Source organism: Microbulbifer sp. TB1203 (assembly GCF_030997045.1).
GTDB lineage: Bacteria > Pseudomonadota > Gammaproteobacteria > Pseudomonadales > Cellvibrionaceae > Microbulbifer.
Window position 1 is genome coordinate 4,274,690 of the sequence record NZ_CP116899.1, and the last position, 23,393, is coordinate 4,298,082.

18 protein-coding genes are annotated in these 23,393 nt (G+C 54.5%); 7 read left to right on the plus strand and 11 right to left on the minus strand.

Annotated features, from left to right (window positions below; all coding sequences use genetic code 11):
• Positions 1–15: 15 nt before the first annotated feature.
• Entirely contained in the window at positions 16–1,206 is a 1,191-nt protein-coding gene (locus PP263_RS18400) for an MFS transporter (protein ID WP_308365354.1), read from the plus strand.
• 512 nt (positions 1,207–1,718) lie between these two features.
• On the opposite strand, the gene pepN is transcribed toward PP263_RS18400, so the two are convergent.
• Positions 1,719–4,391 (minus strand): aminopeptidase N, encoded by a 2,673-nt coding sequence (gene pepN, locus PP263_RS18405; protein ID WP_308365355.1) that lies wholly within the window; start codon positions 4,389–4,391, stop codon positions 1,719–1,721.
• A 506-nt stretch (positions 4,392–4,897) separates the two neighbouring features.
• Here pepN and PP263_RS18410 point away from each other — a divergent pair.
• On the plus strand, positions 4,898–5,356 hold the full coding sequence (locus PP263_RS18410; RefSeq protein WP_308365356.1) for a cupin domain-containing protein: 459 nt from the start codon (positions 4,898–4,900) through the stop codon (positions 5,354–5,356).
• A 27-nt stretch (positions 5,357–5,383) separates the two neighbouring features.
• Positions 5,384–6,082 (plus strand): glutathione S-transferase family protein, encoded by a 699-nt coding sequence (locus tag PP263_RS18415; RefSeq protein ID WP_308365358.1) that lies wholly within the window; start codon positions 5,384–5,386, stop codon positions 6,080–6,082.
• Positions 6,083–6,219: 137 nt separating this feature from the next.
• Here PP263_RS18415 and PP263_RS18420 read toward each other — a convergent pair whose 3' ends face one another.
• Positions 6,220–7,425: an APC family permease gene (locus PP263_RS18420; RefSeq protein WP_308365360.1), complete on the minus strand. Its 1,206-nt coding sequence runs from the start codon at positions 7,423–7,425 to the stop codon at positions 6,220–6,222.
• Between the two features lie 401 nt (positions 7,426–7,826).
• Between PP263_RS18420 and PP263_RS18425 the strand changes: the two genes are divergently transcribed.
• On the plus strand, positions 7,827–9,647 hold the full coding sequence (locus PP263_RS18425; RefSeq protein WP_374693675.1) for an ABC transporter transmembrane domain-containing protein: 1,821 nt from the start codon (positions 7,827–7,829) through the stop codon (positions 9,645–9,647).
• Positions 9,648–9,884: 237 nt separating this feature from the next.
• Here the strand turns inward: PP263_RS18425 and PP263_RS18430 are convergent, their stop codons facing one another.
• Entirely contained in the window at positions 9,885–10,127 is a 243-nt protein-coding gene (locus tag PP263_RS18430; RefSeq protein ID WP_308365361.1) for a VF530 family protein, read from the minus strand.
• 565 nt (positions 10,128–10,692) lie between these two features.
• On the opposite strand from PP263_RS18430, the gene PP263_RS18435 reads away from it, so the two are divergent.
• Positions 10,693–11,874 (plus strand): NPP1 family protein, encoded by a 1,182-nt coding sequence (locus PP263_RS18435; RefSeq protein WP_308365363.1) that lies wholly within the window; start codon positions 10,693–10,695, stop codon positions 11,872–11,874.
• Between the two features lie 47 nt (positions 11,875–11,921).
• On the opposite strand, the gene PP263_RS18440 is transcribed toward PP263_RS18435, so the two are convergent.
• The 3 genes from PP263_RS18440 to PP263_RS18450 all read right to left on the minus strand — a co-directional run bounded on the left by PP263_RS18440 (position 11,922) and on the right by PP263_RS18450 (position 14,981).
• Positions 11,922–12,650 carry a spermidine synthase gene (locus tag PP263_RS18440; RefSeq protein ID WP_308365364.1) on the minus strand — a complete coding sequence of 243 codons (729 nt, stop codon included), beginning with the start codon at positions 12,648–12,650 and terminating at the stop codon, positions 11,922–11,924.
• A gap of 578 nt (positions 12,651–13,228) precedes the next feature.
• Complete coding sequence (locus PP263_RS18445; protein WP_308365366.1) at positions 13,229–14,377, minus strand: DUF3667 domain-containing protein; 1,149 nt, start codon at positions 14,375–14,377, stop codon at positions 13,229–13,231.
• Between the two features lie 235 nt (positions 14,378–14,612).
• The gene (locus PP263_RS18450) at positions 14,613–14,981 is read right to left on the minus strand and encodes a PH domain-containing protein (protein WP_308365368.1); all 369 of its coding nucleotides are present in this window, start codon (positions 14,979–14,981) and stop codon (positions 14,613–14,615) included.
• A 93-nt stretch (positions 14,982–15,074) separates the two neighbouring features.
• Here PP263_RS18450 and PP263_RS18455 point away from each other — a divergent pair, with 93 nt between their 5' ends.
• Positions 15,075–15,245 (plus strand): hypothetical protein, encoded by a 171-nt coding sequence (locus PP263_RS18455; protein WP_308365370.1) that lies wholly within the window; start codon positions 15,075–15,077, stop codon positions 15,243–15,245.
• Positions 15,246–15,307: 62 nt separating this feature from the next.
• On the opposite strand, the gene PP263_RS18460 is transcribed toward PP263_RS18455, so the two are convergent.
• The 5 genes from PP263_RS18460 to PP263_RS18475 form a co-directional block, all read right to left on the minus strand.
• Positions 15,308–15,970, minus strand: coding sequence for a hypothetical protein (locus PP263_RS18460; RefSeq protein ID WP_308365371.1), 663 nt, complete (start codon positions 15,968–15,970; stop codon positions 15,308–15,310).
• A 22-nt stretch (positions 15,971–15,992) separates the two neighbouring features.
• Positions 15,993–16,376 (minus strand): hypothetical protein, encoded by a 384-nt coding sequence (locus PP263_RS18465; protein WP_308365372.1) that lies wholly within the window; start codon positions 16,374–16,376, stop codon positions 15,993–15,995.
• A 457-nt stretch (positions 16,377–16,833) separates the two neighbouring features.
• Positions 16,834–17,025: a nuclease-related domain-containing protein gene (locus PP263_RS22760; RefSeq protein ID WP_374693676.1), complete on the minus strand. Its 192-nt coding sequence runs from the start codon at positions 17,023–17,025 to the stop codon at positions 16,834–16,836.
• 342 nt (positions 17,026–17,367) lie between these two features.
• Positions 17,368–18,984 (minus strand): DUF262 domain-containing protein, encoded by a 1,617-nt coding sequence (locus tag PP263_RS18470; protein ID WP_308365373.1) that lies wholly within the window; start codon positions 18,982–18,984, stop codon positions 17,368–17,370.
• 7 nt (positions 18,985–18,991) lie between these two features.
• A complete protein-coding gene (locus PP263_RS18475; RefSeq protein ID WP_308365375.1) occupies positions 18,992–20,089 on the minus strand; it encodes a putative phage abortive infection protein in 1,098 nt (365 codons plus the stop codon).
• 411 nt (positions 20,090–20,500) lie between these two features.
• Here PP263_RS18475 and PP263_RS18480 point away from each other — a divergent pair, with 411 nt between their 5' ends.
• Positions 20,501–23,389, plus strand: a complete 2,889-nt coding sequence (locus PP263_RS18480; RefSeq protein WP_308365377.1) for a pitrilysin family protein — start codon at positions 20,501–20,503, stop codon at positions 23,387–23,389.
• Positions 23,390–23,393 lie beyond the last annotated feature (4 nt).

The window sequence follows — 23,393 nt, forward strand, 5'->3', positions numbered from 1 at the left end:
GCAAGGATCTCCATTATGTTGCCCATCACCGTCTGGGGCCTGGCCCTCGGCACCGCTCTGTTGGTCACCGGCAATATCCTGCTGGTATCGGTAACCGCGCTGATTGGCCAGCAACTGGCCCCCTCTTCCACCTACGTCACTCTGCCGGTGGCCCTACAGTTTCTCGGCGTGATGGCGGCCACGCTGCCGGCGGCGCATCTGATGCGCTGGCTGGGGCGCAAGGTGGGCTTCCTGCTGGGGAATGTGATCGGGGTGGGCGGCGCGGTGCTGGCCTATTTGGCGTTGGGGGCGGAACATTTCCCGTTATTCTGCGCGGGCACTTTTCTGCTCGGGGTTTCCATCGGCGTCAGCCAGCAATACCGCTTTGCCGCCATTGAAGCCTGTGTGCCGGCGGCGCGGCCGCGGGCCATCAGCCTGGTTATGGCGGGTGGCGTGGTGGCGGCCGTGCTGGGGCCATACCTGGCGGTATGGTCCGGACAGTTTGCCCCCGAGCGGGAATTTCTCGGGGCCTTCGCCGTGCTGATTGGCCTGTATCTGTTCACGCTGGTGCTGATATCCTGCCTGCCCCTGCCGAAGCCGGGTAGCGCGGAGCAACAGGGGCCTGCGCGTTCCTACCGGGCGCTGTTGCGCCAGCCGGTGCTGTTTACCGCCATAGTGGCGGGCTCCATTGGCTACGGGGTGATGGTGCTGGTGATGACGGCCACGCCCATTGCCATGCACGGGCACCACCACTCTTTCGGTGATACCGCCAGCGTGATCCAGTGGCATGTGCTGGGCATGTTCCTGCCATCGTTTTTTACCGGGCGCCTGATTGGCCGCTTCGGTGAGACGCGCATCATCCAGTGCGGTTGTGTGCTGCTGGCGCTCTGCTGCCTGGTGGCGCAGTGGGGTTCCGCTTACTGGTACTACTGGTTTTCCCTGGTGACGCTGGGGATGGGCTGGAATTTCACCTTTATCGGCGCCACCTCGCTGCTCACGCTCAGTTACCACCCGGCTGAGAAGGCCAAGGTGCAGGGCATCAACGATTTTCTGGTGTTCGGCTGCGCCGCCTTCGGCAGCCTGCTGGCGGGGCAGCTGCAGTCGTGGCTGGGCTGGGAGGCGCTCAATTTGTGGATGCTGCCGGCCATCGGTGTGGCCATGCTGCTGGTGTGGTACGCGAATCCGCGTTCTCAACCGGAAGTGGAGGCCCCTCCTGTGTCAGGATAGGTGTGCCTGATGTTGTCGGCGGCAATAGTCGGTTAATAACTTAAGGGCGCCTCTAAAAATTCTTTTCTCGTCACCCCCGCGAAGGCGGGGGTCCAGTAGCCATGGGGTTTCTGGATTCCCGCTTTCGCGGGAATGACGATTTTTAGAGATGCTCTTAAGTTTCGAAGTTCGTGGAACCAGCCCTGATGCTATCGAATGAAGGGCCGGAACCTGTGGGAGCCAGCCCTGCTGGCGAATAACGGCGTTGCCGTTTAGCACCGCCTTTTCGCCTGCAGGGCAGGCTCCCACAGCGGGCAACGCCGAAACTTGAGTTAATAAAAAGGCCCTTGTGAGGGCCTTTTTATTAACCCGGCAGGTAATTGCTCACGCATAAAGAACGAGCATGGGCTTAAGGGAACCACTTTGTAGGAGCGGGCCGTGCCCGCGATCGGCCTCTGTTCGCGGGCATGGCCCGCTCCTACAGGGGTGAGTAGTTACCCCGGCAGTATAGACTGCCAGGTTATTAACGCGGATCAGTTCCCCGTCAGCAATTCGCTCATGGCCACGCAGCGCTGGTTTTCAAAACGGCGGTTCTTCATACCCTTCTCCAGCAGCGGGTTCAGGTCTTTCTTCTCATCCAGTATCTTGCTCACCTGCTCTATGCCCTTCTCGCTGCAACTCAGCGGGAAGAGGCTTTTGAAGGTGCCGATATATTCCGGGCTATTGGTGGCATTGGCGGCGTCGATGGCGCTGACGATGCGCTCCAGATTGGCCTGGAACAACTCGGACTGCTCACTGGGGAACATGGTGTAGGCGGCGGCCTTGAGCTGGCTCAGTTTGAAGTCATCGCGGTGGTCGATGATGTTGTCCAGCCACTTGGCCTTGGCTTCCGGCTGCGGGCGCACGGCTTCGGCGGAAATCGCGAAGTTGCGCGCGCGGTCGGAGCTGTCCTTCTCCAGCTCGCGCTCTATGGCCTTCTGGTAGTCGCCGTACAGGTGTTGGTTCTGCAACACCACCAGGCTCCAGCGCATGTCCGGGTCCAGGGTCAGGCCCTCGATGGCCAGCTCGCCGTTCAGCAGCTTCCCGGCATTGGCCAGGGCCTCGCCGCTGTGCGCGGCTTCGGTAAAGGCGCTGAACCAGGTTTTCTGCGCGTCGCTGCCGGCCTTTGCCTGTTGCAGCTGTTGCCAGATGAAGCTCTCGATCGCGAGTTGCAATTCAGCGCGTTTGGCGTCGTCGATGGCGACCTGGTTCAGGTAGGCGTAGGCCGCGGTCAGGTGGCCGGAGACCAGGCGCACCACGTTGATGTCGGTCTCGGGGCCGGCGTTGTCGAGCGCGAACCGCAGATACTGGTCCAGCGGCAGCTTGGCGTCGTAGACGCTGTCGTACAGGCTCTGCCACAGCATCAGGCGGGTAAAGGCGCTGTCGATATCGTTGATGTGCTGCGATGCCTGCTCCACGGATACCGGGTCCAGATTCACTTTCACGAAGGCCCAGTCGCCCTCGTTCGGGTAGAGGATCTGTGGGCAGTCCATGCCTTTGGCCTCGGCCACCTCGGTGACTTTCCCGCGATAGAGCACCGGCAGGGTGGCGGTGCGCACCATGGCGCCGTCCTGCATTTGGTAGAAGCCCAACTGGGTGCGTTGTTCGCGCAGGGTGGGATATTCCGTCGGCGCGGACTGTTTCAGGCTCAGGCTGGTGACCTTGCCGTCGCTGCACTGGAAGTCCGCGGTCAGGGTGTTCAGGCCCGGCTGGTAGAGCCACTGCTGCTGCCACTGGCCCAGGTCCTTGCCGGCGGCCTTGCCCAGGTGGCCGATAAAGTCGTCCAGTTCGGCGTTTTTATACGAGAGTTCCTTCAGGTAGTTGCTCACTCCTTTGCGGAATTCCTCCTTGCCCAGATAGTAGGGCAATTGCTTGAGCACCGAGCCGCCCTTGCCGTAGGTGATGCCGTCGAAATTGGCAAAGGCCTCGGCGGTGTTGTTCACCGGCAGTTCGATGGCGTGGGTGGTTACCAGCTGGTCCGAGTGGTAGGCCCACTGCTTGGTGCCCAGGTAGAAGTTTTCCCAGGCGTCGTCGAACTCGCTGGCTTCGGCCAGGGCCAGGTTGGCCATATAGGTGGCGAAGCTTTCGTTCAGCCACAGGCCGTTCCACCAGTCCATGGTCACCAGGTCGCCGAACCACATATGCGCCATTTCATGGGCGATCACATTGGCCAGGCGGGAGCGCTGGGCCCGGGTTTTTTCGCCGCGGGAAACAAACCGCTCACTGAAAGTCACCGCGCCCACGTTTTCCATGGCGCCGGCGTTGAAGTCCGGCACGATCACCTGGTCGTATTTAACGAAGGGATAATCCACTTCGAAATAATCCTGGAAAAAGGCGAAGGACTGTTTTGTGAAGGTGAACCAGTCCTCGGGTTTGACGTATTCCGCCAGACTCTGGCGGGCCATCAGGCGCAGCGGGATGCCGTCGGCGTCGTCCTCCCAGGTATGGAAGGGGCCGGCGTGCAGGGAGAAAATATAGGAGGAGAATTTCTTCGACTGCGGGAAATACCAGTGATTGAAGCCGCTTTCCAGTTGCTCGATTTTTTCCTCGCGCACCGAGGAAATCACCAGCCAGTCTTTCGGCGCTTTTACATCGAGGGTGTAGTGAGCCTTGAGGTTGGGCTGGTCGAAATGCGGGAACAGCCGGTTGGCGTCGTAGGGCTCGAAGTCGGTGTACATATACACCCGGCCATCTTCCGGATCTTCGAAGCGGTGCAGGCCGGAGCCGTCGGTGGAATAGGGATGGCGGTAGTCCACCGCGATGGCATTTTTGCCTCCGTGCAAATGCTCCGGGGCGATAGTGATGAAGTGGTCGTTGTACTCGAAGGGTACCGACTTGTCGTCCACGGTCACCGCCTCGACGCTGCCGCCGGCGAAATCGATGGTCAGCGGTGCTTTGACCGGTTCCACCAATTCGGTTTCCGCGACCACCCGGCCACCGAAACTTTCACCCTCTTTGTCGATCTGTACCGAGAGGCGGTAATCCACCGCGGCGATCTGCTGTTTGCGCTGCTTTGCGTAGGTTTCGCTGAGCCCGGGCCCCTCTTGCCGCTGCGCGGTTGCAGTTCGCGCGGTGACTCCCTGGTCGATACCGCTCTGGGTCTGGTTGCAGGCGGCCAGCACCACCGAGCACAGCAGTGTCGCGGCGAATTTTCCGGTTTTGGTCATCTTTTTACCCCGTGGGTTCTTCATTAATAAGCCCGGGTCTGCCGGGACGAATTGTCGGAAAAACAGTCGGCTCTTATAACACGATGAAAAAGATTTGACGGGCACTTCGTCGTACCCAGTATGCGGACTGTCGCGGGCTAGAAGATATTCAGGTTATACATCGTTATGCGAGATATTTGACCACAAAAATCGTCATTTGTAGTTGAAGATGTCTCTGTCGAAAGGAGGGTATTGCGCGATCGGTGCGGACAGCTTTCGACCAGGGGCGCAGGTCACACCCTTAATCCATTCCCGACGCCAGGGACAGAATCGCCTGGGCGAAAGGGCGCAAGATTGGTCATCTGATTGGGGGAAAAGGCGGCCATATCATCCCCATCATTCACCATGAATCGGTCTACAATTTTATCTTAGAGCGGATCAGCAGACGGAAATACTGCTACAAGTTGACCATTGAGAAAGTTTTCCGAAATCGGATAACCATTCGTGAAACAAATTGGAGATATGATATGAGATCAAACAAATGGTGCCAGGCCGCCTTGGTAGCGATGGTTGCCTTTCCCAATCTGTATGCGGAAGAAGTGAAAAGTAAAAATGGCTATATTGTGAATATAGACGAAAGGACTGTCTCAAATTCGAATTATCGAGAGGTCCTGTTCACCGTTCCCCGCAGTCAGCTTGTGGTAATGTCCCTGAAGCCGGGTGAAGAGATCGGGGAAGAAATGCACGATAGTATAGACCAATTCATTCGTTTCGAAGAAGGCGAAGCGAAAGTTGTCCTCAATGGGAAAGAGCATCACGTCAAAGCTGATGACGCCGTGGTGATACCGGCTGGGGTCCGGCACAATGTTATTAATACATCCGCCAGTCAGGATTTGAAACTCTATACCATATACAGTCCGCCCGAGCACAAGGCCGGAACCCTTCACAAGACCAAATCGGAAGCGATGGCTGAACACCACGAATAGCCTTTTTAGAAGTCCACCTGGCAGGCTATGTTGGATTACAAACTCTATTATTGGGATTTACCGTTTCGAGGGAACTTTATCCAGCTCTTTCTGGAGGAGGTTGAAGCCAAATACGAAAGGCATGATGCCACGGATATCTATCCGGAACGGAGCCTGAAAATCAAGAACCCAGGAATGGCGCCGCCGTATCTTTACGAGTGCAAGAGCAAAACCTATTTTGCACAGATGCCAGCCATCCTGATGCATCTGGGAAGGGAGTATGACTATCTGCCCAAGAGAGCTGAAACCCACACACTGGCCCTGAAAACGATTCTGGATTGCAACGATGTCCTGATCGAAATCACCAATTACAATGGGTCGGTGATGTGGAATAAAAACACTTGGGATGAATTCCGGTACAGTCGCCTGCCCGACTGGATGAAGGTCTTTGAAAAAACGGGGCTCGAGCACGGCCTTAAAGGCGATAAGGGGTTTCTGCTTGGATCCACCATCTCGGTGGCCGATATCGCCACCACGGCCCTGTTCGGAACAATGATACATTCCTTCCCAGAGCTGGAAGAAGACCTCCAGGGAAGCGCCCCGCATATTGCAACGCTTTGCAGGAGAGTTGAGGCTCGTCCACCTATCCACCGCTTTCTTGACAAGCAAAGGCAGGAGAATGGAAGGGGCTATTGCGGCGGACAGATTGAACAATCTTTACGGAAGGTGATTGAGAAGTGCACTTAAATCGGGGTGTCAGGATTCCATGAAATTATTCCTGGGCCTCCTTGTAGGAGCGGCCGTTGGCCGCGATCGGCGGTGCTACGAAGCAAGGTCGATCGCGGCCAACGGCCGCTCCTACAGGGAGGGGGCAGAAACAACTTCTAAGCAAAAATTTGAAAAGCAATCAGCGCAAAGCACAATAGAAATCCCACCGCCGGTACCCATATTGGATAGTTGATCGTACCCTTATTTCCCTTTGCGCTGCGCAACTTGATGGCAACCAGGGAAATGTTAACCAGCGAGAAAATCACCAGCATAATAAAGGCAGTGATCTTTGCCAGAACGACGAGCGGCAGCCACAGCGCAAAAAACAGGATAGTCGCCCCTACCAACACCGTGGAAGCCACCGGGGTTCGGGTTTTGGCGCTGACCCTGGAAAAAATCCGCGGAGCCATACCTTTCTTTGCCATCCCATACAGCAGCCTGGACGCCATAATGATCTGCACCAGCGCTCCGTTCATCACCGCAAACATACTGATAACGCCAATAAGCGCGGGCGAGTAGCCGGCATTGATGACTATACTTGCCAGCGGCGCTTCACTCAGTGCGATCGCCTCGACGGAAGTCGTGCGCACCGCCAGGGCTGCGACGGCCATATAGAGTAATGTCGACACGGCAATCGCGATCAGTATCGCCCGTGGCAGCGTCTTGCGTGGATTCCTTACCTCCTCGGCAATATTGGCCATATCCTCGAAACCGATAAACGCGTAGAACGCCAGAAAGCTGCCGACCAGCAGACCCGGCCAGGATTCCAGTTCAGGCATGGAAACAATCTGCGGCCATTCATGTGCCGCAGGGGCACCGCGACTGACGTAGATGACAAACAGCAATCCCCCGACTTCTATCAGCGTTATAAGGGTCACTGTAAGCGCAGACTCACTGATCCCCCACAATGCGATCAGGGTAAGTATCGAAACCAAAATGGTGATGGCGACATAGTCCGGGATCTGGAAAAAGAGTTCTAGGTAGCCGATGAAGCCGTTTGCCATCGTGGCTGACGATACAATTCCGGTGATCGCAACCAGAACAGCGACAAGCTGGGAAAGCCAGCGTCGATGCCACGCTCTGTGGATATATGCGGCAGCCCCCGCACTGTGGGGGAATCGTGAACACAGCTCTGCGTAGGACAACGCGGTAAACGTGGCGATAATTCCCGCCAGCAAAAATGCATAGGGCAGAAATAGCCCCGCCACTGCACCCACCTTGCCGACCAGCACGTAAATGCCGGCGCCAATAATCGTGCCAATACCATAGAGACTGGTCACGGACAGGGAAAGCGATCGTTTCAGGGCGGTAGGTTCGGGCACTTGAATCTCCCGAAGAAACAATAGTTGGGATAAGAATCAAATTTTGGCAAGAATTTGACGTTGATACTCAGTACTTGAGGGTGACTATTGCGCCAAGCACTTAATATGAGTTCAATTATTTCAAGAATTATAAATTACTGGAGGCTTCATGAAGTCCAAGCCTACACCTTGCGTTCCCGCCGGGGGTCTGGAGAAGACTCAAGATCTTCTATTGTGAAGTACTGGGCTGTATAACCGGTAACAGCGAGGAAGGCGCTAAAAATGGCAATGTTTTGGAGATGAAGCCAATGGTGAATCCGCAGTACGGAAAGCAAAAATCAGGTGCAGAGCATCCACTCTACCTCTGCTTTTTTAGACGCTGACCCCCTATACTGACTATCCCTGTCTGCCGGTAGAAATTTATGCCGAGTACCGCTGAACCCACCGTCACCTCACCGGTGGCGAACCGGCCTGCCAGTACCGCCTCAAGCATGAGTGCGCACGAGATGATAGCCACACTCTGGCAGTTTGTGCGGCCCTACAAGAAGGTTTTGGTGGGGGCGGTTGTGGCACTGGTGTTTACGGCCGGGATCACCTTGTCCATCGGCCAGGGTGTCAGGTTACTCGTCGATGAGGGGCTGACAGGGGATTCCAGCCAGGCGTTGGCCCAAGCCGTACTGGTCCTTCTTGCCCTGGCAGGCCTGATGGCGATGGGAACCTACGTGCGCTTCTACCTGGTGTCATGGCTGGGCGAGCGGGTGGTGGCTGATCTGCGTAAAGCGGTGTTTGATCATATCGTTACCCTGCATCCGAGTTATTTTGAGACCAACCGCAGCGGCGAGATTATGTCCCGCCTGACCACCGACACCACGTTACTGCAACATATCATCGGCACATCCTTCTCGATGGCACTGCGCAGTGCGCTGATGTTTGTGGGTGCATTGGTCCTTTTGTTGTTCACCGACCTCAAACTGAGCCTGATCGTATTGGTGGGCGTGCCGCTGGTGCTGCTGCCGATTGTGCTCTATGGCCGCAGGGTAAGAAAATTATCCAAGGCCAGCCAGGATTCCATCGCCGATGTGGGCAGTTACGCCGGTGAGATTATCCAGCACATAAAAACGGTGCAAAGCTACACTCGTGAAAGCGACGAAAAGCACGCGTTTGCCGAGGAAGTGGAAACCGCGTTTAAAATCGCCAAACGCCGTGTACGCCAGCGGGCACTGTTGATAGCGGTGGTGATACTGCTGATGTTTGGGGCCGTAAGCGGTTTGCTGTGGGTGGGCGGCAACGACATGATCGCCGGGCGTATGAGCAGCGGCGACCTGGCGGCATTCGTCTTTTACGCCGTCATGATGGGTTCCGCCGTAGCGACCATTTCCGAAGTCTATGGCGAGTTGCAGCGCGCCACCGGTGCCACCGAGCGGCTTATGGACTTGTTGCAGGTGGAGTCGGAGATCCCGGTCAGCACGGGTGCTGCAAGCGCAGCCAGTGCCCTATCCTGCGCCCAAGTAGCCTTCGAGGCCGTCGATTTCAGTTATCCCTCCCGGCCCGATCAGCCCGCCGTACTCGGATTAAGCCTGAATGTTGAAGGCGGCAAGAGTCTGGCGCTGGTCGGCCCTTCGGGCGCGGGCAAATCCACGCTGTTGGAACTGCTGCAACGGTTTTACGACCCGCTGGGCGGACGCATCACACTGGATGGCGTCGACATTCGCGAGATGGACACAGGGTCTCTGCGCAGGCAAATCGCGGTGGTGCCGCAACAGCCGGCACTGTTCACCGCGGATGTCTGGTACAACATCCGCTACGGCAAACCCGGCGCGAGCGATGAGGAGGTAATCGCGGCAGCCAAGGCGGCCCATGCCCATGAGTTTATCCAGCAATTGCCCGATGGCTACAACAGCCACCTGGGCGAGCAGGGCACGCGCCTGTCCGGGGGGCAGAAACAGCGCCTGGCCATTGCCCGCGCGATCCTGAAAGACCCGAGGATTCTGCTGCTGGATGAAGCCACCAGTGCGCTGGATGCCGAGAGCGAATATCACGTACAGCAGGCGTTGCAGGCACTGATGCGGAACCGCACCACCATCATCATCGCCCATCGGCTGGCGACGATTCTGCATGCCGATAGCATTGCGGTGCTGGATCAGGGGCAGCTGGTGGCGCAGGGTGGCCACCAGGAGCTTATAGAAATCTCACCCCTCTACAAACGCTTGGCGGAGTTGCAGTTCCAGGAAGCCGGTGCTTAGGGATTGAGAGGGGGATGGCGCCGATAAAGATGGCCTCTGACTCGAATGGCGCTAAGTTAAGCCGGGCACAGCGATTTTCGTAGGATGGGCAAAGCGCAGCGTGCCCATCAGTGCCGCGGAAGATGGGCATGTCGCTACGCTCCTTTGCCCATCCTACAAGGCAGAACAGGCTTAACCTAGTGCCATTCGTCCCTGACTCTACGCAAGCATGTAGCCACTGGGCGCATACAAATCAGATCAGCGGCCACCCCAGGGGTTTTGCTTGCTGAAAGTCGCTATGTATAGCGCCTCCACTTTACTGCGCGCCCAGGGCGTCTTGCGCAAAAACTTGAGGCTGGACTTCAGTGATGGATCGCTCTTGAAGCAGTTGATATCGATCCGCTCCGCCAGGCCGTCCCAACCGTAGTGGGCCTCCAGCTCTTCGACGATGGTAGCCAGGGTAATACCGTGGAGCGGGTTGTTGGGTTGAGAATCGGGCATCTTGTCTGCCTAGCTGGTCGGCTGCTTGCCGACATATCCAATGATGTGGCGGGATTGTACGGGCGCAGCCGCACATCGATCTATAGTAACTTTCTATAGTAACTTTAGGCCAAATCCGCTACTGCACGACACGCCAGCGCGCTCACGTTGGCTGGGAATATGGCTATTGCCATGGCGCAGCAATCATTATCGATCGTGAATATATTCACTAGAAGCTTAAGGAACCTCTGAACATCGTCATTCCGGCGAAGGCCGGAATCCAGAAGCCCTTGATTTCTCTGGACCCCGGTCTTCGCCGGGGTGACGAAATGGACTTATTCAGAGGTTCCTTAAATGAAACCCTTTGATTATGAGGAAAAAGAAATAAACAGGAAGCATGACCGTCACAAACATCGTTTAATGTGGCACAGCTGTAAAGTTGGATTCAACGATCCATGTGGACCCCGAAAGCCGTCGCCCGGGAAGTGTTTCGGTGATGGCTTTCAGAGAACGTTAATAACGATAATTCATGGGAACAATCATGCTGCTAAAACCTATAATCCAGTTGGCACGCCGGTTTATGGCAATGGCAACTATTGCATTCGCTGCGATATTCACAGGCCAGGTACAGGCGAGCGATTTCTACCATCTCGAACAGGCGGTGGATAACAACCAGGTGCTCGAGATTGCACCGATTTTTGACTTCGACGGCGATGGCTGCTTCCCCGCTGCCGGTATAAGCCGCGACGGGGAACAAAATGCGGGCCTGGATACCACCGGCAGCCTGGGCGGAGGCTGCCGCACGGCGGACTTCCTGAATTACTCCAACACCCTGCACCGTTCCCAGTGTGCGCAGAAGGATGGATCGGAATACTGCGGCCACTTTTATGCGCTCTACTTTGAGAAAGACCAGGTGGTCGCCGGCTGGGATCCATTTGGCCACCGGCACGATTGGGAACAGGCCGCCGTCTGGACGAAAGATGGTGCGGTTACCCACGGCAGTGTCAGCGCCCATGGCGATATGGAAACGCGCGCACTGGCCGACATACCGCATACCGGTGCACATATCCGCGTGGTCTACCACAAGGATGGTGCTTCAACCCATGCCATGCGCTTTGCGAGCTGGACGGAAGCCGCGGAAAACCTCTATTACGAATTCGTCACGCCGCCGATTACCAGCTGGTATCAGATCCACGGAGACAGCAAGACCAATGCCGAGATGCGCGTACTGCTAAATGGTTTTGACTATGGCTCGGCGACCATTCCGTTGAAAGACAGCAACTTTATAGGCAACCTGAATCGCTTCAAGCCCGCCAGCTATCCGGAATTTTTTGACGGTGAAGACTGCGAGTACTCCGGCTGGTTTTCCGAGGAGGGCAGTGCCGGTGCCTATTGCGCTAATGATCGCGTCGTGGTGGGCATTCAGTGTTCTGGCAGCTACTGCGACAACAAACGCCTGAAATGCTGCAACCTGCCAGCGGTAGCGCGGCAAGGCGAGCGCTGGGAGGCCGGTCACTGGATCTCGGAGGAGTCGCCCAACAGCTGGGCCAGTGATGATGCCGTTGTGGTTGGTGCGAAATGCAGCGGCCGTTACTGCGACAACTTAAGGCTGATACTGCGCAACCACAGCGCCGCCCCCGGCAGCTGGACCGGCTCCTTCTCCGAGGAGCAGGGACTCGGCCAGTGCAGCAAAGGCAGCTATGTGGCCGGCGTCAGCTGCAGTGGTCGCTACTGCGACAACCTGAGCCTCTACTGCCAGCACCAATAGCTGTCCCTGGCCGTTATCCACAGCCGCCTGCGGGCGGCTGTGGCTGTTCAAGCCGTTCCTTTTACGCAAACATATACCGAATTTGTAGATTCTCCATCTTGAAACGGGTTATAAAAAGAAATCACATGAGACTCGACAGTTTCAAAAACCGTTCTCAATAAAACCTCAAAGCCTTCCTCCGGCAGGTTCTGCGACCACATGGCAAATACGCCTCCGGGTTTGAGCTGCTCCGCCATCAGCGCCAGGTTCTCGCTAGTATAAAAACCCGCGTTGGCCGCGTTCAGGAATTCGGTCGGGGAATGGTCGATATCCAGGAGAATGGCATCAAACTTTTTGCCTGGGCTTTCAGGATCAAAGCCCGTATCCGGGGTCGTGGCAAGATCGAAGAAGCTGCCGTGCACATAGCGATTGCGTGGATCTGCGTTGAGGGTTTTCCCCAGAGGCACAAGTTCATCCCTGTGCCAGCCGATGACCGTGTCCAGGGCCTCGACCACAAGCAACTCGGCAATCCGCTCATCCTTCAGTGCCGCCACGGCGGTATAACCCAGCCCCAATCCGCCTACGACAACATCGAGCCTGTCGCCCTGAACCCGAGCCAGGCCAAGCGTAGACAGGGCCTCTTCCGCCTCCACAAACATGCTCGACATTAAAAATTCTTCGCCCAGCTTAACTTCGTAGATATCTCTGTCTCCAAGCGCGGGAATACGCCGTCTGCGCAGGGAGATTTCACCCAGAGGTGAGGCTTGGCTATCAATTTCTTCAAACAATCTGGACACGGTCGATTCATCCTAACATGATGCGGGGAGGTGCGATGATACAAGAGATGATCACGGTCGGAGTACAGTTTCAGCGTCATTTGATACTAGACAGTACGTGTAAAAGGGCGCGCCACCATCATTATCGCCCATCGGCTGGCGACGATTCCTTATGCCGATAACATTGCCGCATTGGATCAGGAGCAGCTGATCGCGCAGGGAAAACACTCGGAGCTTATAGGGATCTCGCCACTGTATCAGCGCCTGGCGGAGCTGCAGTTTCAGGATCCCAGGGATCAGAGTGCGTAGCGCGCGATATAATGCGCAATATCCAAAATCCGCGATCTGCCGCCTAGCCCGGATATTGCGCCACGGGCCGTGATGATCGCGCCGAGATCTGCGCGCTCAGTGCATTTTTGCGGCGTAGATGCATGCTTATTGCACGTATTAGCCGTAAAAATGTGCTGAGCGTGCAGAGATCAAGCGACGGCGCGGCCAGCAGTGGTGGGCAGCAAAATGTCACCCGGGAATATCTCGGGAAATTTACTGAAAATCATAGCGTTATACAAAAAACTGAGCGGCGTGGTGCAATATCCGGGCTAGAGGCTGACCACGCTCGCCAGTGCCGTAAAGGTTGCGGCGGCGCCAATCAGGATCAGGTAGCCGACGCCAAGCGCCGTGAACTTCAGCGAGGTGGCCAGCCAACCTTGCTGGTAAACACGTTTTTGCATCAGCAGTAGATAGAGCGGCATCCACATCGCCAGCGCGAGCAGTGCCAGGTTGAACAGTGCCTGGGGGAGGGTATGCGGTTCGGTAAGCCAGGCGCGCAGGTCAAACAGGATCACGATCAACAGCAGCGCAAGGGAAAGAAACGCATGGCTGTGCAGGGCAACGATCAGGTGCTCCATATACAGGCGACGCTTGAACAGGTACAGCAGGCTCAGCATCAGTGCGAAGAACGGCAGCGCAACGAACAGCGTGGAGGGAATGGCACCGAACAGCGCATCCTTGAGCAGGTTCGGATCGCGCTCGATACGTTCGATATTGCTCGCCAAGCGGGTGCTCTGGCGCACAAGCCAGGTGTTTACGGCTGTGGGTGCGCCATCGATCCGGGGCGGATCGATGGCCACTTGCTGCTGGGGATCGTCGCCCGCGGCTGAGGCCGGATCGAGTGCGGCGATCCGTTGCTGCGCATGCCTGCGCACTATCTGCTCCACACCGTTCAGCAGGCCCCGGACGCCGGGCATGTCGGCGTCCTCTTTGGCGATGCCGTCGATCTCTTTCAGCGCCAGATCGCGCAAGCGTACGACTTCGGCAACGCTGGTGGCCTCGCTGATGTTGTGCTCCACCGAGGGCAGGTCGACACCGCCAATGAGCGCGTTGCCGGCGGGGCGATTGACGGAATCGTCGGAGCGCCAGTCGCTGCTCAGCTGCGCGACGAAGAAGGCTGTCAGGCACAGGAATACAAACAGCCGCACCGGGCTCACATAGCGCACCTGGCGCCCGGCAAAGTACTCATTGGTGAGGAATCCAGGCTTCAGCAACAGCGGCACTATGGTGCGCGTTATGCGGGAATCCAGCCCGAATACGGAATTGAAGAAGTCGCCGATCATTTCCGGGAACTGCCGCACCAGGCTCTTCGCCGGCTGGCCGCAGGCATAGCAGTGCGAGCCGAGCAACGGCTCGCCACAGTTGCGGCAGGCGGCGACGTTCGGCGTGTCACCTGCATCGCTTCTGCCGGTTTGCACGGGATACACTTCCTGACTCTCGGTAGAGACAGGTTCTTGTGCCGTCAGGGTTTCATTCTCACTCATAGTTTTGCGGGACTCTGCAGCGCGGCGCGATCAGGAAGCGACACTCCCTCGCCAGAAACGCGCCTCTCCTGAACGTGCGCGGGAGTGGTTACTGCCGGTTTCTTATCATCGAAATTCCGGTGCACAGGATAATAAACGGAATCCGGAGCCAGGCATACTGCTGTTGCAACTACAGCGCATAACGCGCGATAGTGTGCGCTATGTCCATCAGTCGCGACCTACCGCTGAACTCGAAGCGCACCTTGCCCAGGGAGGAGAAGTAGAGCTCCAGCTCACTGTCGATATCGAAAGTGCCCGAGGTCTCCACCGAGTAGGCGACGATATTCTTGTAGGGCAGCGAAGTGAAATCCTTCTTGCTGCCGGTGATGCCCTGCACATTGACCGCGATAATGCGATTGCTGGTAAACACCACGCCGTCGCGCATGGATTTGAAAGAGTCCAGTACTTCCTCGCCGTCGAGCAGCAGTGGGGCTACTCTCTCCGCGTAGTCAGGGTTCTGTTTAAGTTTGAAAAGGCTTTTGTTTTCGAAGTCAAGCATTCTGTTACGCCCGAAAAGATTATCTATTTTGGCGGATTAATGCGCCAATATTTTACTCTGACCCCAATATTCCAGCAGGCATAGCAGGCACTGATGCGGAACCGAACCACCATCATCGCTCACCGGCTGGTGACGATTCAGCATGCCGATAGTATCGCCGTGCTGGATCAGGGGCAGTTGGTGGCGCAGGGCAGCCACCAAGAGCTTATAGATATCTCACCCCTCTATAAACGCTTGGCGGAGCTGCAGTTTCAGGATTCCTGAGAGGAGAGTGCGTAGCGCGGATATCTATATTCCGCGACTTGCCGCCGGAACTTGTCAGAAAACTACGGCGAAAAGGTTGCCAAGTGGAAGTTTGTTCTCTGCGTTATGAAGTCGTTGCCAGAATTGTTGCCGACTTGAACTTTTGGTCTGTGTTCATCTGTGGCCACAGAATTTGCTCCGCCGTCCACTAGGGCGTTCTTCAATTGATTTTGGGGAATTTTTTGATTGTTGTTTTTACTGAATACATAAAAATTCAGTTGGCATGAAACGCCCAGAATCTTCGCTGCTTGGCGAATCGCATTGCAGGTGCTGGTATATAATTTTTTGTTTGTCCTGATTTTGATCTCATCGTGCTTGCTATCGATATTTTCTGCATTTAGGTTTTTTGCATAGACATTTTTCAGTAGCACGTCAGACGGTACGTCATAGTAATTGGATGCAAATTTAACAGCCGACACTATGTCATCTGAACGTGTCACATCAATCTCAAATGCCCACATTTCTCTGTCTATAATTGCCGCCTCCTTGCTTACGCTCGCAGAACGATCTTCGTGAAGGGAAACGCTAATATTGGAGTTTCTAGTCTTCCAAATAGGAAGACTGTGTAGTGTTGTTCTTAATACATATCTTCGTGTGACGCTCTGGTTGCCGAAAATAAGATTTACATCCGTTTTAAATGCGTAATTATCTTCTGCAATTGATGTGGCTCCACTCTGATAATCCATTTTTTAAATCCTTTTGGTAGTGTTATTGATCCAGATTGGAGATGGTGTACTTGTATCGAGTTTCTTCCTCGATCTCCTCAGAACGAAACCCACTAAACGTGATGTTTTGACTGGCTTCTGCAGACTTTGCGAATTTATGAACGTTATTGCCACTGTCTCCGATCACTTCCCATTGCGACGGATCAAAACGAATGATCATGGAAATGTCCACAAGATCGAATCTTTTATTCAAGAGTTCATTTCTAGTTTTTCCGATGATTTCTTCAAAAGCGATCTGTGGGTCGTTTGGTGTGTCTACAGGGACATAGGCTTCGCAGAAATAGAACTCACAGCCGTCGAAATCGAGGTCGCAGCCAGGTAGAGGGCGGCTTTTGCTAAAGACTATCCAAATATCTTTGGGTTTCATTCGGCTCTCCGTATTAATAATTTTTTGATCAAAAGGACGGCTGAGAAAGCGTCTGGTTTTGGCTCACTCCGCCTTTTAAGTGCTTGCAATAATACTGTATCTCTGATTGGGAAGTCTGGTACGTTAGTCTTAGTTGCAGTAGTCCTCACCAGCTCCAGAACCCTGGGGCTGGGAGGTTATATCACGGGGAATTTTAGAATGTGTAGAGTAGAGAGAAAAAATTTTGATGGATCTCTTATTGTTAGAGCAAAAAATAATGTCACTCTGACACGAATTTAACTGTTTGGCTAACTCGGACCACCGCCGTGGCCGGGAAACGCGGTAGCTTGCGAAGGCGGGGGCAGAGCACGCAGCGGGCGATATAGAGCGCGTAAGGGTACCCCTTTCGGCCGTAAGGCTTTGGATGGTTGTCGTGCCGAAATGTTACTCTGACCCCAATATTCACTGACCCCAATATTCACAATATTGTCCTCCCGCCGGCAAATACCACTACGGAGTGAATGGTATCTGCCGGTACATCCAGAAGCGCTTCAAGCGCCTTTACATGTTTGTAATTCTGTCTGAGGGGATTCTGGAACTTGAAAGACTTCTTGTAGATCCGCTGCATCCATTGTGCTTGGTGTTCCCCACCAAATATCCAGCCCTGCATATTCTTGGTTTCTACTACGAAGATGCCAAAACGGGATACGAAGATATGACTATCTGTGTAGTGCCGTCCTGAGTCTGCAGGGTTACGTTGTGGATGCGATGATACATGTCAGTGGGAAGACGCAGTCTGCCAAAAAATTTGATCTCTTCTCCCAAGATCCCCTTGAACCATGGAGATTTAAGAATGGTGGCGAGCAGCGCGATTGCTAGTAGCCAATATGCAACTGATAATACTTGATTGGTAAGTGGATCTAAGTTCATTGAATTAATACTGTTATGTCAAGATTTGCCCCCTAGCTGCTGACCCCTAGCTGGCCCTTGACCCCTAGCTGGCCCTAGCTCTTTAATCATCTTCATCCTGTAGGTCGAAATTCTCTTCGTCTAGTAATTTTTCGGGATCTCCTACGGGGTCGAGATCTGGTAGAGTAGGTAGAGAAAATATTGGGTCACAGTCTGTCATTTCTCGAATAAAATGCGCAATGTGCTCAGATCTCTTGGCGATAAATTCTTCGAACTTTTCATTCAGTAAAAGATTTCGTGCTGAGTTATCTATAAATAGGTGTGATAGATCGGTGAGGTTGAAATTTTCAATCGCTCTTTGCGGGAATGTGTGGATTGCCTGTGAAATATTTAATTTCGAGTAGTGAATATCTTTGGGTATTAGTGATGCATAGAATTTACTATTCTTTATGTATTTATAGCTTTCATCGATATTCCTACCGTCTGCCGAGGTTTTCGGCTGAGCAGTTCCGAGAATAAGGGCAATTGATGTGCTAGTTGCATTTCGTAAATTGAATTTATCGAAAAGTAGCCTGGAAATATCGATGGTTCCTCTAGTAAATAGCGAGTTACTAATTCCAAGACCATACTTTCTTATGTTATCAAGATCTTCTTTGTTTTGTCCTGAATTGGATGTCCCGAAGTGCCGGGTTGCGCTCGTAAACCAAATCCAAGATTTTAGCTCTTCGATATCTTCTTTGCGGGGGTTGGTGTTTGTGTTAAAAAACTCTACGACGTAGTTAAATTGAAGTGCATATGGGATGTATGAGTAGTCATATGCTTCAATTTGATTTATGAAAAATTCAACAGACTTTTCGGTAGAAACACGCGTTTTATTTGAGATCTCTTTAAGTTTGGTGGAGTCAAGTTTTCGTAGCTTTTGAATGTCATCCTTATTAATGCCCAGGTCAGCTGCTGTAGCTATGGATCGCAAAATTATTTTTGATGGAATCCCTGGATATCCAAGATTTTCGCAATTTTCTTGGATTTTTAATATTTCAGCGTTAAGGTCAAAATCACTTCTCCAAGTGGCTGCCATCATGAGATCAACAATTGTTAGTTTGCGACCTGTGCTATTTATCCTTTCAAATATTGGGGCGACTTCTTCGACCGTCATATCTCCAATGATAACTACCGCTAGCTTGTAGTCTTTGATTGCTCGTAGAAGATTTTCAGCACTTGCAACGAAGCTTGAGTAATTTTTATTGTTGGAGTATTGAGTGCATTGACTGAGGAATTCGCTTGTCCGCATAAGTTTATTTAGCGGGAAGTAATTTCCATCCGGAGCGGACTTCATGTGGTGAAATGTTTCTGTCTCCAGATTAAACCCAATGTTCCATTTGCTCCCTTCATCTTTACCGTCCCAGTATAGGGCTCCGCAAAGAGAGGTTAGTCGCTGTTGGCCATCTAGTAGGTAATTTGTTGGGAATAGAATTGCTTCGTTTGTATTTAAACTTACTCCAAGAATTTCCCTTTCACTCGTAAGCTTCTGTGAGGAATGCCACAGGAGCAAGCTTCCGATCGGGTAGCCTTTGTATATGCTGTCGAATAGTTTAAGTATGTCGCTTTCCCTCCAAACAAATTGGCGCTGAAATTTTGGAAGTTTGATGTCGCCTGAGCGAACCTGAATAACTAGCTCTTCAAGACGGCTGATTTGGGGCTTGGGATCTCGCTTCTTCATGAATTTATTATTTCTCGAAAAGCTTTCTGTGTATGTTATGGATTATGAATCTGTCGTTTAGTGATTCTGCTATTTTGTATTCTTTAACGAGTTTCTTCATTTGTGCGTATGGAAGTGGGTCTTCACCCCATTCAGTAAGGCTTTCAGGAACTATTGCGAAATAGAATATTGTTGCTATTTCTACGCCCGCAAGTTGAGATTTAAAGATATCAGAATAACTTTTCTTTTCTTCATCGCTCAAAAATGTATTGCTGTCTATGTATTGATATATCCAAATTGTGTATCGTACGTAGTGAGCTATTTCGTCTAATGATTTGTCTATTGCTTTTTCGCAGGCCGCTCGTAATTTGGAGATATGGTGTCCTTCGTCCGAATCTAGAAATGCATCGAAGGCAGTGGGCCGTTCGGTCAGAGCTTGAGAGATAGTGGAAATGTCAGCTTCGGAGAGTCCCTTGTTTCTAAATCCTTCTACATCTTGTTCGTTTTGAATATCGCGTACATCATCTTTAGATAAATGTTTTAGTGCAATGAAGATGGGAAAGTCTTTATCATTTTGGGTAATGCTAACGTAAAATACATGCAGGGCTTTTCGGCCGCTTTTCCCTAGTATTTCTATGCTTTTTAGAATTTCTTGTCTTGAAATTAGCATCTGGAAAAATGTCGATTCAAAAGTTTGCCTTTCTGAAATATTATTTTGGCGAGCGACCTCATTTTTAGTGGAGTTTAGGTCTTCGCGTTGGAGGAGGATTGTGCAAATAATTCCGGCAAATGCGAGTCCAGAAAATAATGAGGAGAGTGCGCCAAATTGGTCGCCGAATAAGCCACGATCTCCGTACGAACTTTGTTCGTCAGAAGGCGCCACTATTAAGTGATCGATTATCGTAGTGGGGTATAACAGCCATAGGATGAAAACAACAACACAAGCAACCGAGAGTATTACTAGCGGGACGTGACTATTTTGATGTTTTTGTCCTGTCAAATTTTTCATTAATACTATCCGTTTGAAAATTGCGCATATTTTTTGCCAGTGATTGCGCCAATCTTGTGCTGACTGCGAATAAGCTTGTGCACACGCCTGTTGTTCTTCCAATTGATCTGATCCCATTTGCAATCTTTCCCTGTTTTTTATGAGTCAGTTCTTGCTGTGCGAGTTCGCATCGTATAGGAATATATAGGGTCATAGTAAAGCTTGGACACCGTATACATTTCTACCCTTTTCTAATCTCTTTAATGCACTTGCGTTTACGTACTCGTAACTTGTGACTTCCGTTTCATTTTACGCTGTCGTGAGTTATATCACACAGGTTTGGAGCGGAGGGAGGCCCTGCAATTGGTTATAACTTTGTATGTGAGTGGTCACATACCTGGTGGCGTTCGCTACGATTAGTTATACGATCTTCGAGAGCTTTCACACGATCCGTGCCGATCCCCAAGCATCCCCTGCGTCATCCTGTTCAGTCGCTCAACCCCACCACTCCTGCTATCTTCCCACCCATAACAAAGCACAGGAACCCCCATGCTCAGGAACCTCACGGCCTCCATGGCCCTGCTGGCAGCCGCCTCCACCCCGGCCCTCGGCCTGCTGGGCTGCGACCGCTCCAAGCCCGAGTCCAAGTCGCAATCAGAACATTCGTCCCAATTCGCCATCGACTACCAGCAATTCCAGCTGGAGAACGGCCTCAACGTCCTCTTCCATATCGACCGCTCCGATCCCGTGGTGGCGGTGTCGCTGACGGCCCATGTGGGTTCGGCGCGGGAGAAGGTGGGGCGCACGGGGTTTGCCCATCTGTTCGAGCACCTGCTGTTCCTGGAGTCGGAGAACCTGGGCAAGGGCGGGCTGGATGCGATGAGTGCGCGTATCGGCGGTTCCGGGGCCAACGGTTCCACTTCCCGCGATGTCACCAACTACTACCAGACGGTGCCCAGGGATGCGTTGGAGAAGATGCTCTGGGCTGAGGCGGACAAGCTGGGCTGGTTTATCAATACGGTGACCGAGCCGGTGCTGGCCAAGGAAAAGCAGGTGGTGAAGAACGAGAAGCGGCAGAGCGTCGACAACCGCCCCTACGGCCACACCCAGTACGTGATCGACCGCAATCTCTACCCGGAGGGCCACCCCTACCACTGGCAGGTGATTGGCTCGCTGGAGGATCTGCAGAACGCAACCCTCGGCGATGTGAAGGCGTTCTTCCGCCGCTGGTATGTGCCCAACAACGTGACCTTGGTGGTGGCCGGGGATTTCGATCCCGAGCAGGCCCGCGCCTGGGTGCACAGGTACTTCGACGAGGTGCCGGCGGGCGAGCCCATCGCGCGCGCGCCCAGGCAGCCGGCGGTCTTGAAGGAGACGGTGCGCCGCTACTTTGAGGACAACTTCGCCCGCGAGCCGGCGCTGACGCTCGCCTGGCCGGGGGTGGAGCGCTACCACCCGGATAGCTACCCACTGGCGGTGCTGCTGGAATACCTGTCGGACGGCAAGCGCGCGCCCCTGTACCGGGTGCTGGTGGAAGACCAGCAGCTGACCGCGGGTGTGTCCATGGGTAGTTACGATTCCGAGCTGGCCGGGCAGGTGCAGCTGCGGGTCAACGCCTTCGAGGGCCGCGACCTGGACGCCGTCTACGCGGCGATCGAAGAGGCCTTTGCGTTGTTCGAGCAGGAGGGCATCGCCGCGGAGGACCTGGAGCGCATCAAGGCCGGGCAGGAGATCGGCTTCTACAACGGCCTTTCCAGCGTGCTGGGCAAGGGCTTCCAGCTGGCCCAGTACCAGGTGTACACCGGCGACGCCGGCTATGTGAGCGAGGATATCCAGCGCCTGCTGGCGGTGACCGCGGAAGACGTGCAGCGGGTGTACCGCAAGTACCTCAAGGACAAGCCGTTTGTGGCGGCGAGCTTCGTGCCGCGCGGGGAGAAGGCACTGGCGCTGGCGGATTCCACCGCGGCGCAGGTGGTGGAAGAGCAGATAGTCACCGGCGCCGAGGAGCAGTTCGATGCCTCGGTGCAGGCGGACTATGAACGGACCCCGTCCAGCTTCGACCGCACGAAAGAGCCTTCCTACGGCGAGCCGGCCCAAACTGCGGTGCCGCAGGTGTGGCAGGAGAAGCTGGCCAACGGCCTGCAGGTCTCCGGTATCGAAAACGGCGAGGTGCCCACGGTCAACTTCAGCCTGGTGATCGACGGCGGCCAGCTGCATGAGCAGCTCGACAAGATCGGCGTCGCCAACCTCACCGCGATGCTGATGGAGCGTGGCACCGCCAGGCGCACGCCGGAAGAACTGGAAACGGCGATCCAGAAACTAGGGGCCAGCATCAGCATCTCCGCCGGTGAAGAAGCGCTCCGCTTCGACGTCACCACACTGGCGCGCAACTTCGAGCCGGTGTTCGCGCTGGTGGAGGAAATGCTGTTGGAGCCGCGTTGGGATGCGGGCGAACTGGTGCTGGCGAAGAAGAGCGTCATCAGCCGCATCAAGCGCGCCGCTGCCGAACCAAATGCCATCGCCGGCAAGACCTTTGTGCGCCTGCTGCACGGCGCGGACAGCATTCGCGGCTACAGCCGGCTCGGCACCGAGGCGTCCGTGGCCGCCATCACCATGGACGACTTGCGGGCCTTCCACCGCGATTACCTGTCGCCGTTGGTGAGCCGCGCCCATGTGGTGGGCGATATCGCCCGCGAGGATTTCCTGAAGGCGGCGAGTTCCCTGGCCAAACGCTGGCCGGCCCAGGAAGTGAAAATTCCCGATCCCGAATCCGTGGCTGCCGCGCCGGGTATCTACTTCGTCGACGTGCCGGGCGCGAAGCAGTCGGTACTGCGCATCGGCCGCCCGGCCATGTCCGCGCTGTCTGCGGATTACTATCCGGCGGTATTCAGCAACTACATCCTCGGCGGTGGCGGCTTCGCCTCGCGCTTCACCCAGCAGTTGCGCGAGGGCAAGGGTTACACCTACGGTATCCGCTCCGGAATTTCCGCCGGCAAAACCCAGGGCGAGTTTATGATCGGCACCGGCGTGCGCGCCAATGTCACCGCGGAATCGGTGCAGCTGATCCACGACATCCTCCAGGGTTATGCGCTCACCTATACCGAGCAGGACCTGGAAACCTCGCGCTCCTATCTCATCCGCAGCAACGCCCGCGCCTTCGAAACCGCGAGCGCCAAGCTCGGCCTGCTGGAAAGCATGAGCCGCTACGACTGGCCCGCCGACTATGTGCGGGAGCGGGAGGCTATCAGCAAGGCCATGACCGTGGACACGGTGCGCAAGATTGCCGGCACTTACATGCAGCCGGATTCGATGATTTGGGTAGTGGTCGGCGATCGTGAGACGCAGTTCAGCCGGCTGGAGAAGCTGGGGTTGGGTGAGCTGACATTATTGGATAGCGAGAAGCTGACGCAGATGGCGGAGCTATCTGTAGCGGACTGAGCGA

Bases quoted from the DNA above. Each gene is read 5' to 3' on its own strand.
- PP263_RS22760 (WP_374693676.1), bottom strand. From the start codon at position 17,025: ATGCAGGGCTGGATATTTGGTGGGGAACACCAAGCACAATGGATGCAG.
- PP263_RS18430 (WP_308365361.1), bottom strand. From the start codon at position 10,127: ATGCCCGATTCTCAACCCAACAACCCGCTCCACGGTATTACCCTGGCT.
- PP263_RS18470 (WP_308365373.1), bottom strand. From the start codon at position 18,984: ATGAAGAAGCGAGATCCCAAGCCCCAAATCAGCCGTCTTGAAGAGCTA.
- PP263_RS18415 (WP_308365358.1), top strand. From the start codon at position 5,384: ATGTTGGATTACAAACTCTATTATTGGGATTTACCGTTTCGAGGGAAC.
- pepN (WP_308365355.1), bottom strand. From the start codon at position 4,391: ATGACCAAAACCGGAAAATTCGCCGCGACACTGCTGTGCTCGGTGGTG.
- PP263_RS18425 (WP_374693675.1), top strand. From the start codon at position 7,827: ATGCCGAGTACCGCTGAACCCACCGTCACCTCACCGGTGGCGAACCGG.
- PP263_RS18455 (WP_308365370.1), top strand. From the start codon at position 15,075: ATGCGGAACCGAACCACCATCATCGCTCACCGGCTGGTGACGATTCAG.
- PP263_RS18450 (WP_308365368.1), bottom strand. From the start codon at position 14,981: ATGCTTGACTTCGAAAACAAAAGCCTTTTCAAACTTAAACAGAACCCT.
- PP263_RS18400 (WP_308365354.1), top strand. From the start codon at position 16: ATGTTGCCCATCACCGTCTGGGGCCTGGCCCTCGGCACCGCTCTGTTG.
- PP263_RS18410 (WP_308365356.1), top strand. From the start codon at position 4,898: ATGAGATCAAACAAATGGTGCCAGGCCGCCTTGGTAGCGATGGTTGCC.
- PP263_RS18465 (WP_308365372.1), bottom strand. From the start codon at position 16,376: ATGAAACCCAAAGATATTTGGATAGTCTTTAGCAAAAGCCGCCCTCTA.
- PP263_RS18460 (WP_308365371.1), bottom strand. From the start codon at position 15,970: ATGGATTATCAGAGTGGAGCCACATCAATTGCAGAAGATAATTACGCA.
- PP263_RS18475 (WP_308365375.1), bottom strand. From the start codon at position 20,089: ATGGGATCAGATCAATTGGAAGAACAACAGGCGTGTGCACAAGCTTAT.
- PP263_RS18435 (WP_308365363.1), top strand. From the start codon at position 10,693: ATGGCAACTATTGCATTCGCTGCGATATTCACAGGCCAGGTACAGGCG.
- PP263_RS18480 (WP_308365377.1), top strand. From the start codon at position 20,501: ATGCTCAGGAACCTCACGGCCTCCATGGCCCTGCTGGCAGCCGCCTCC.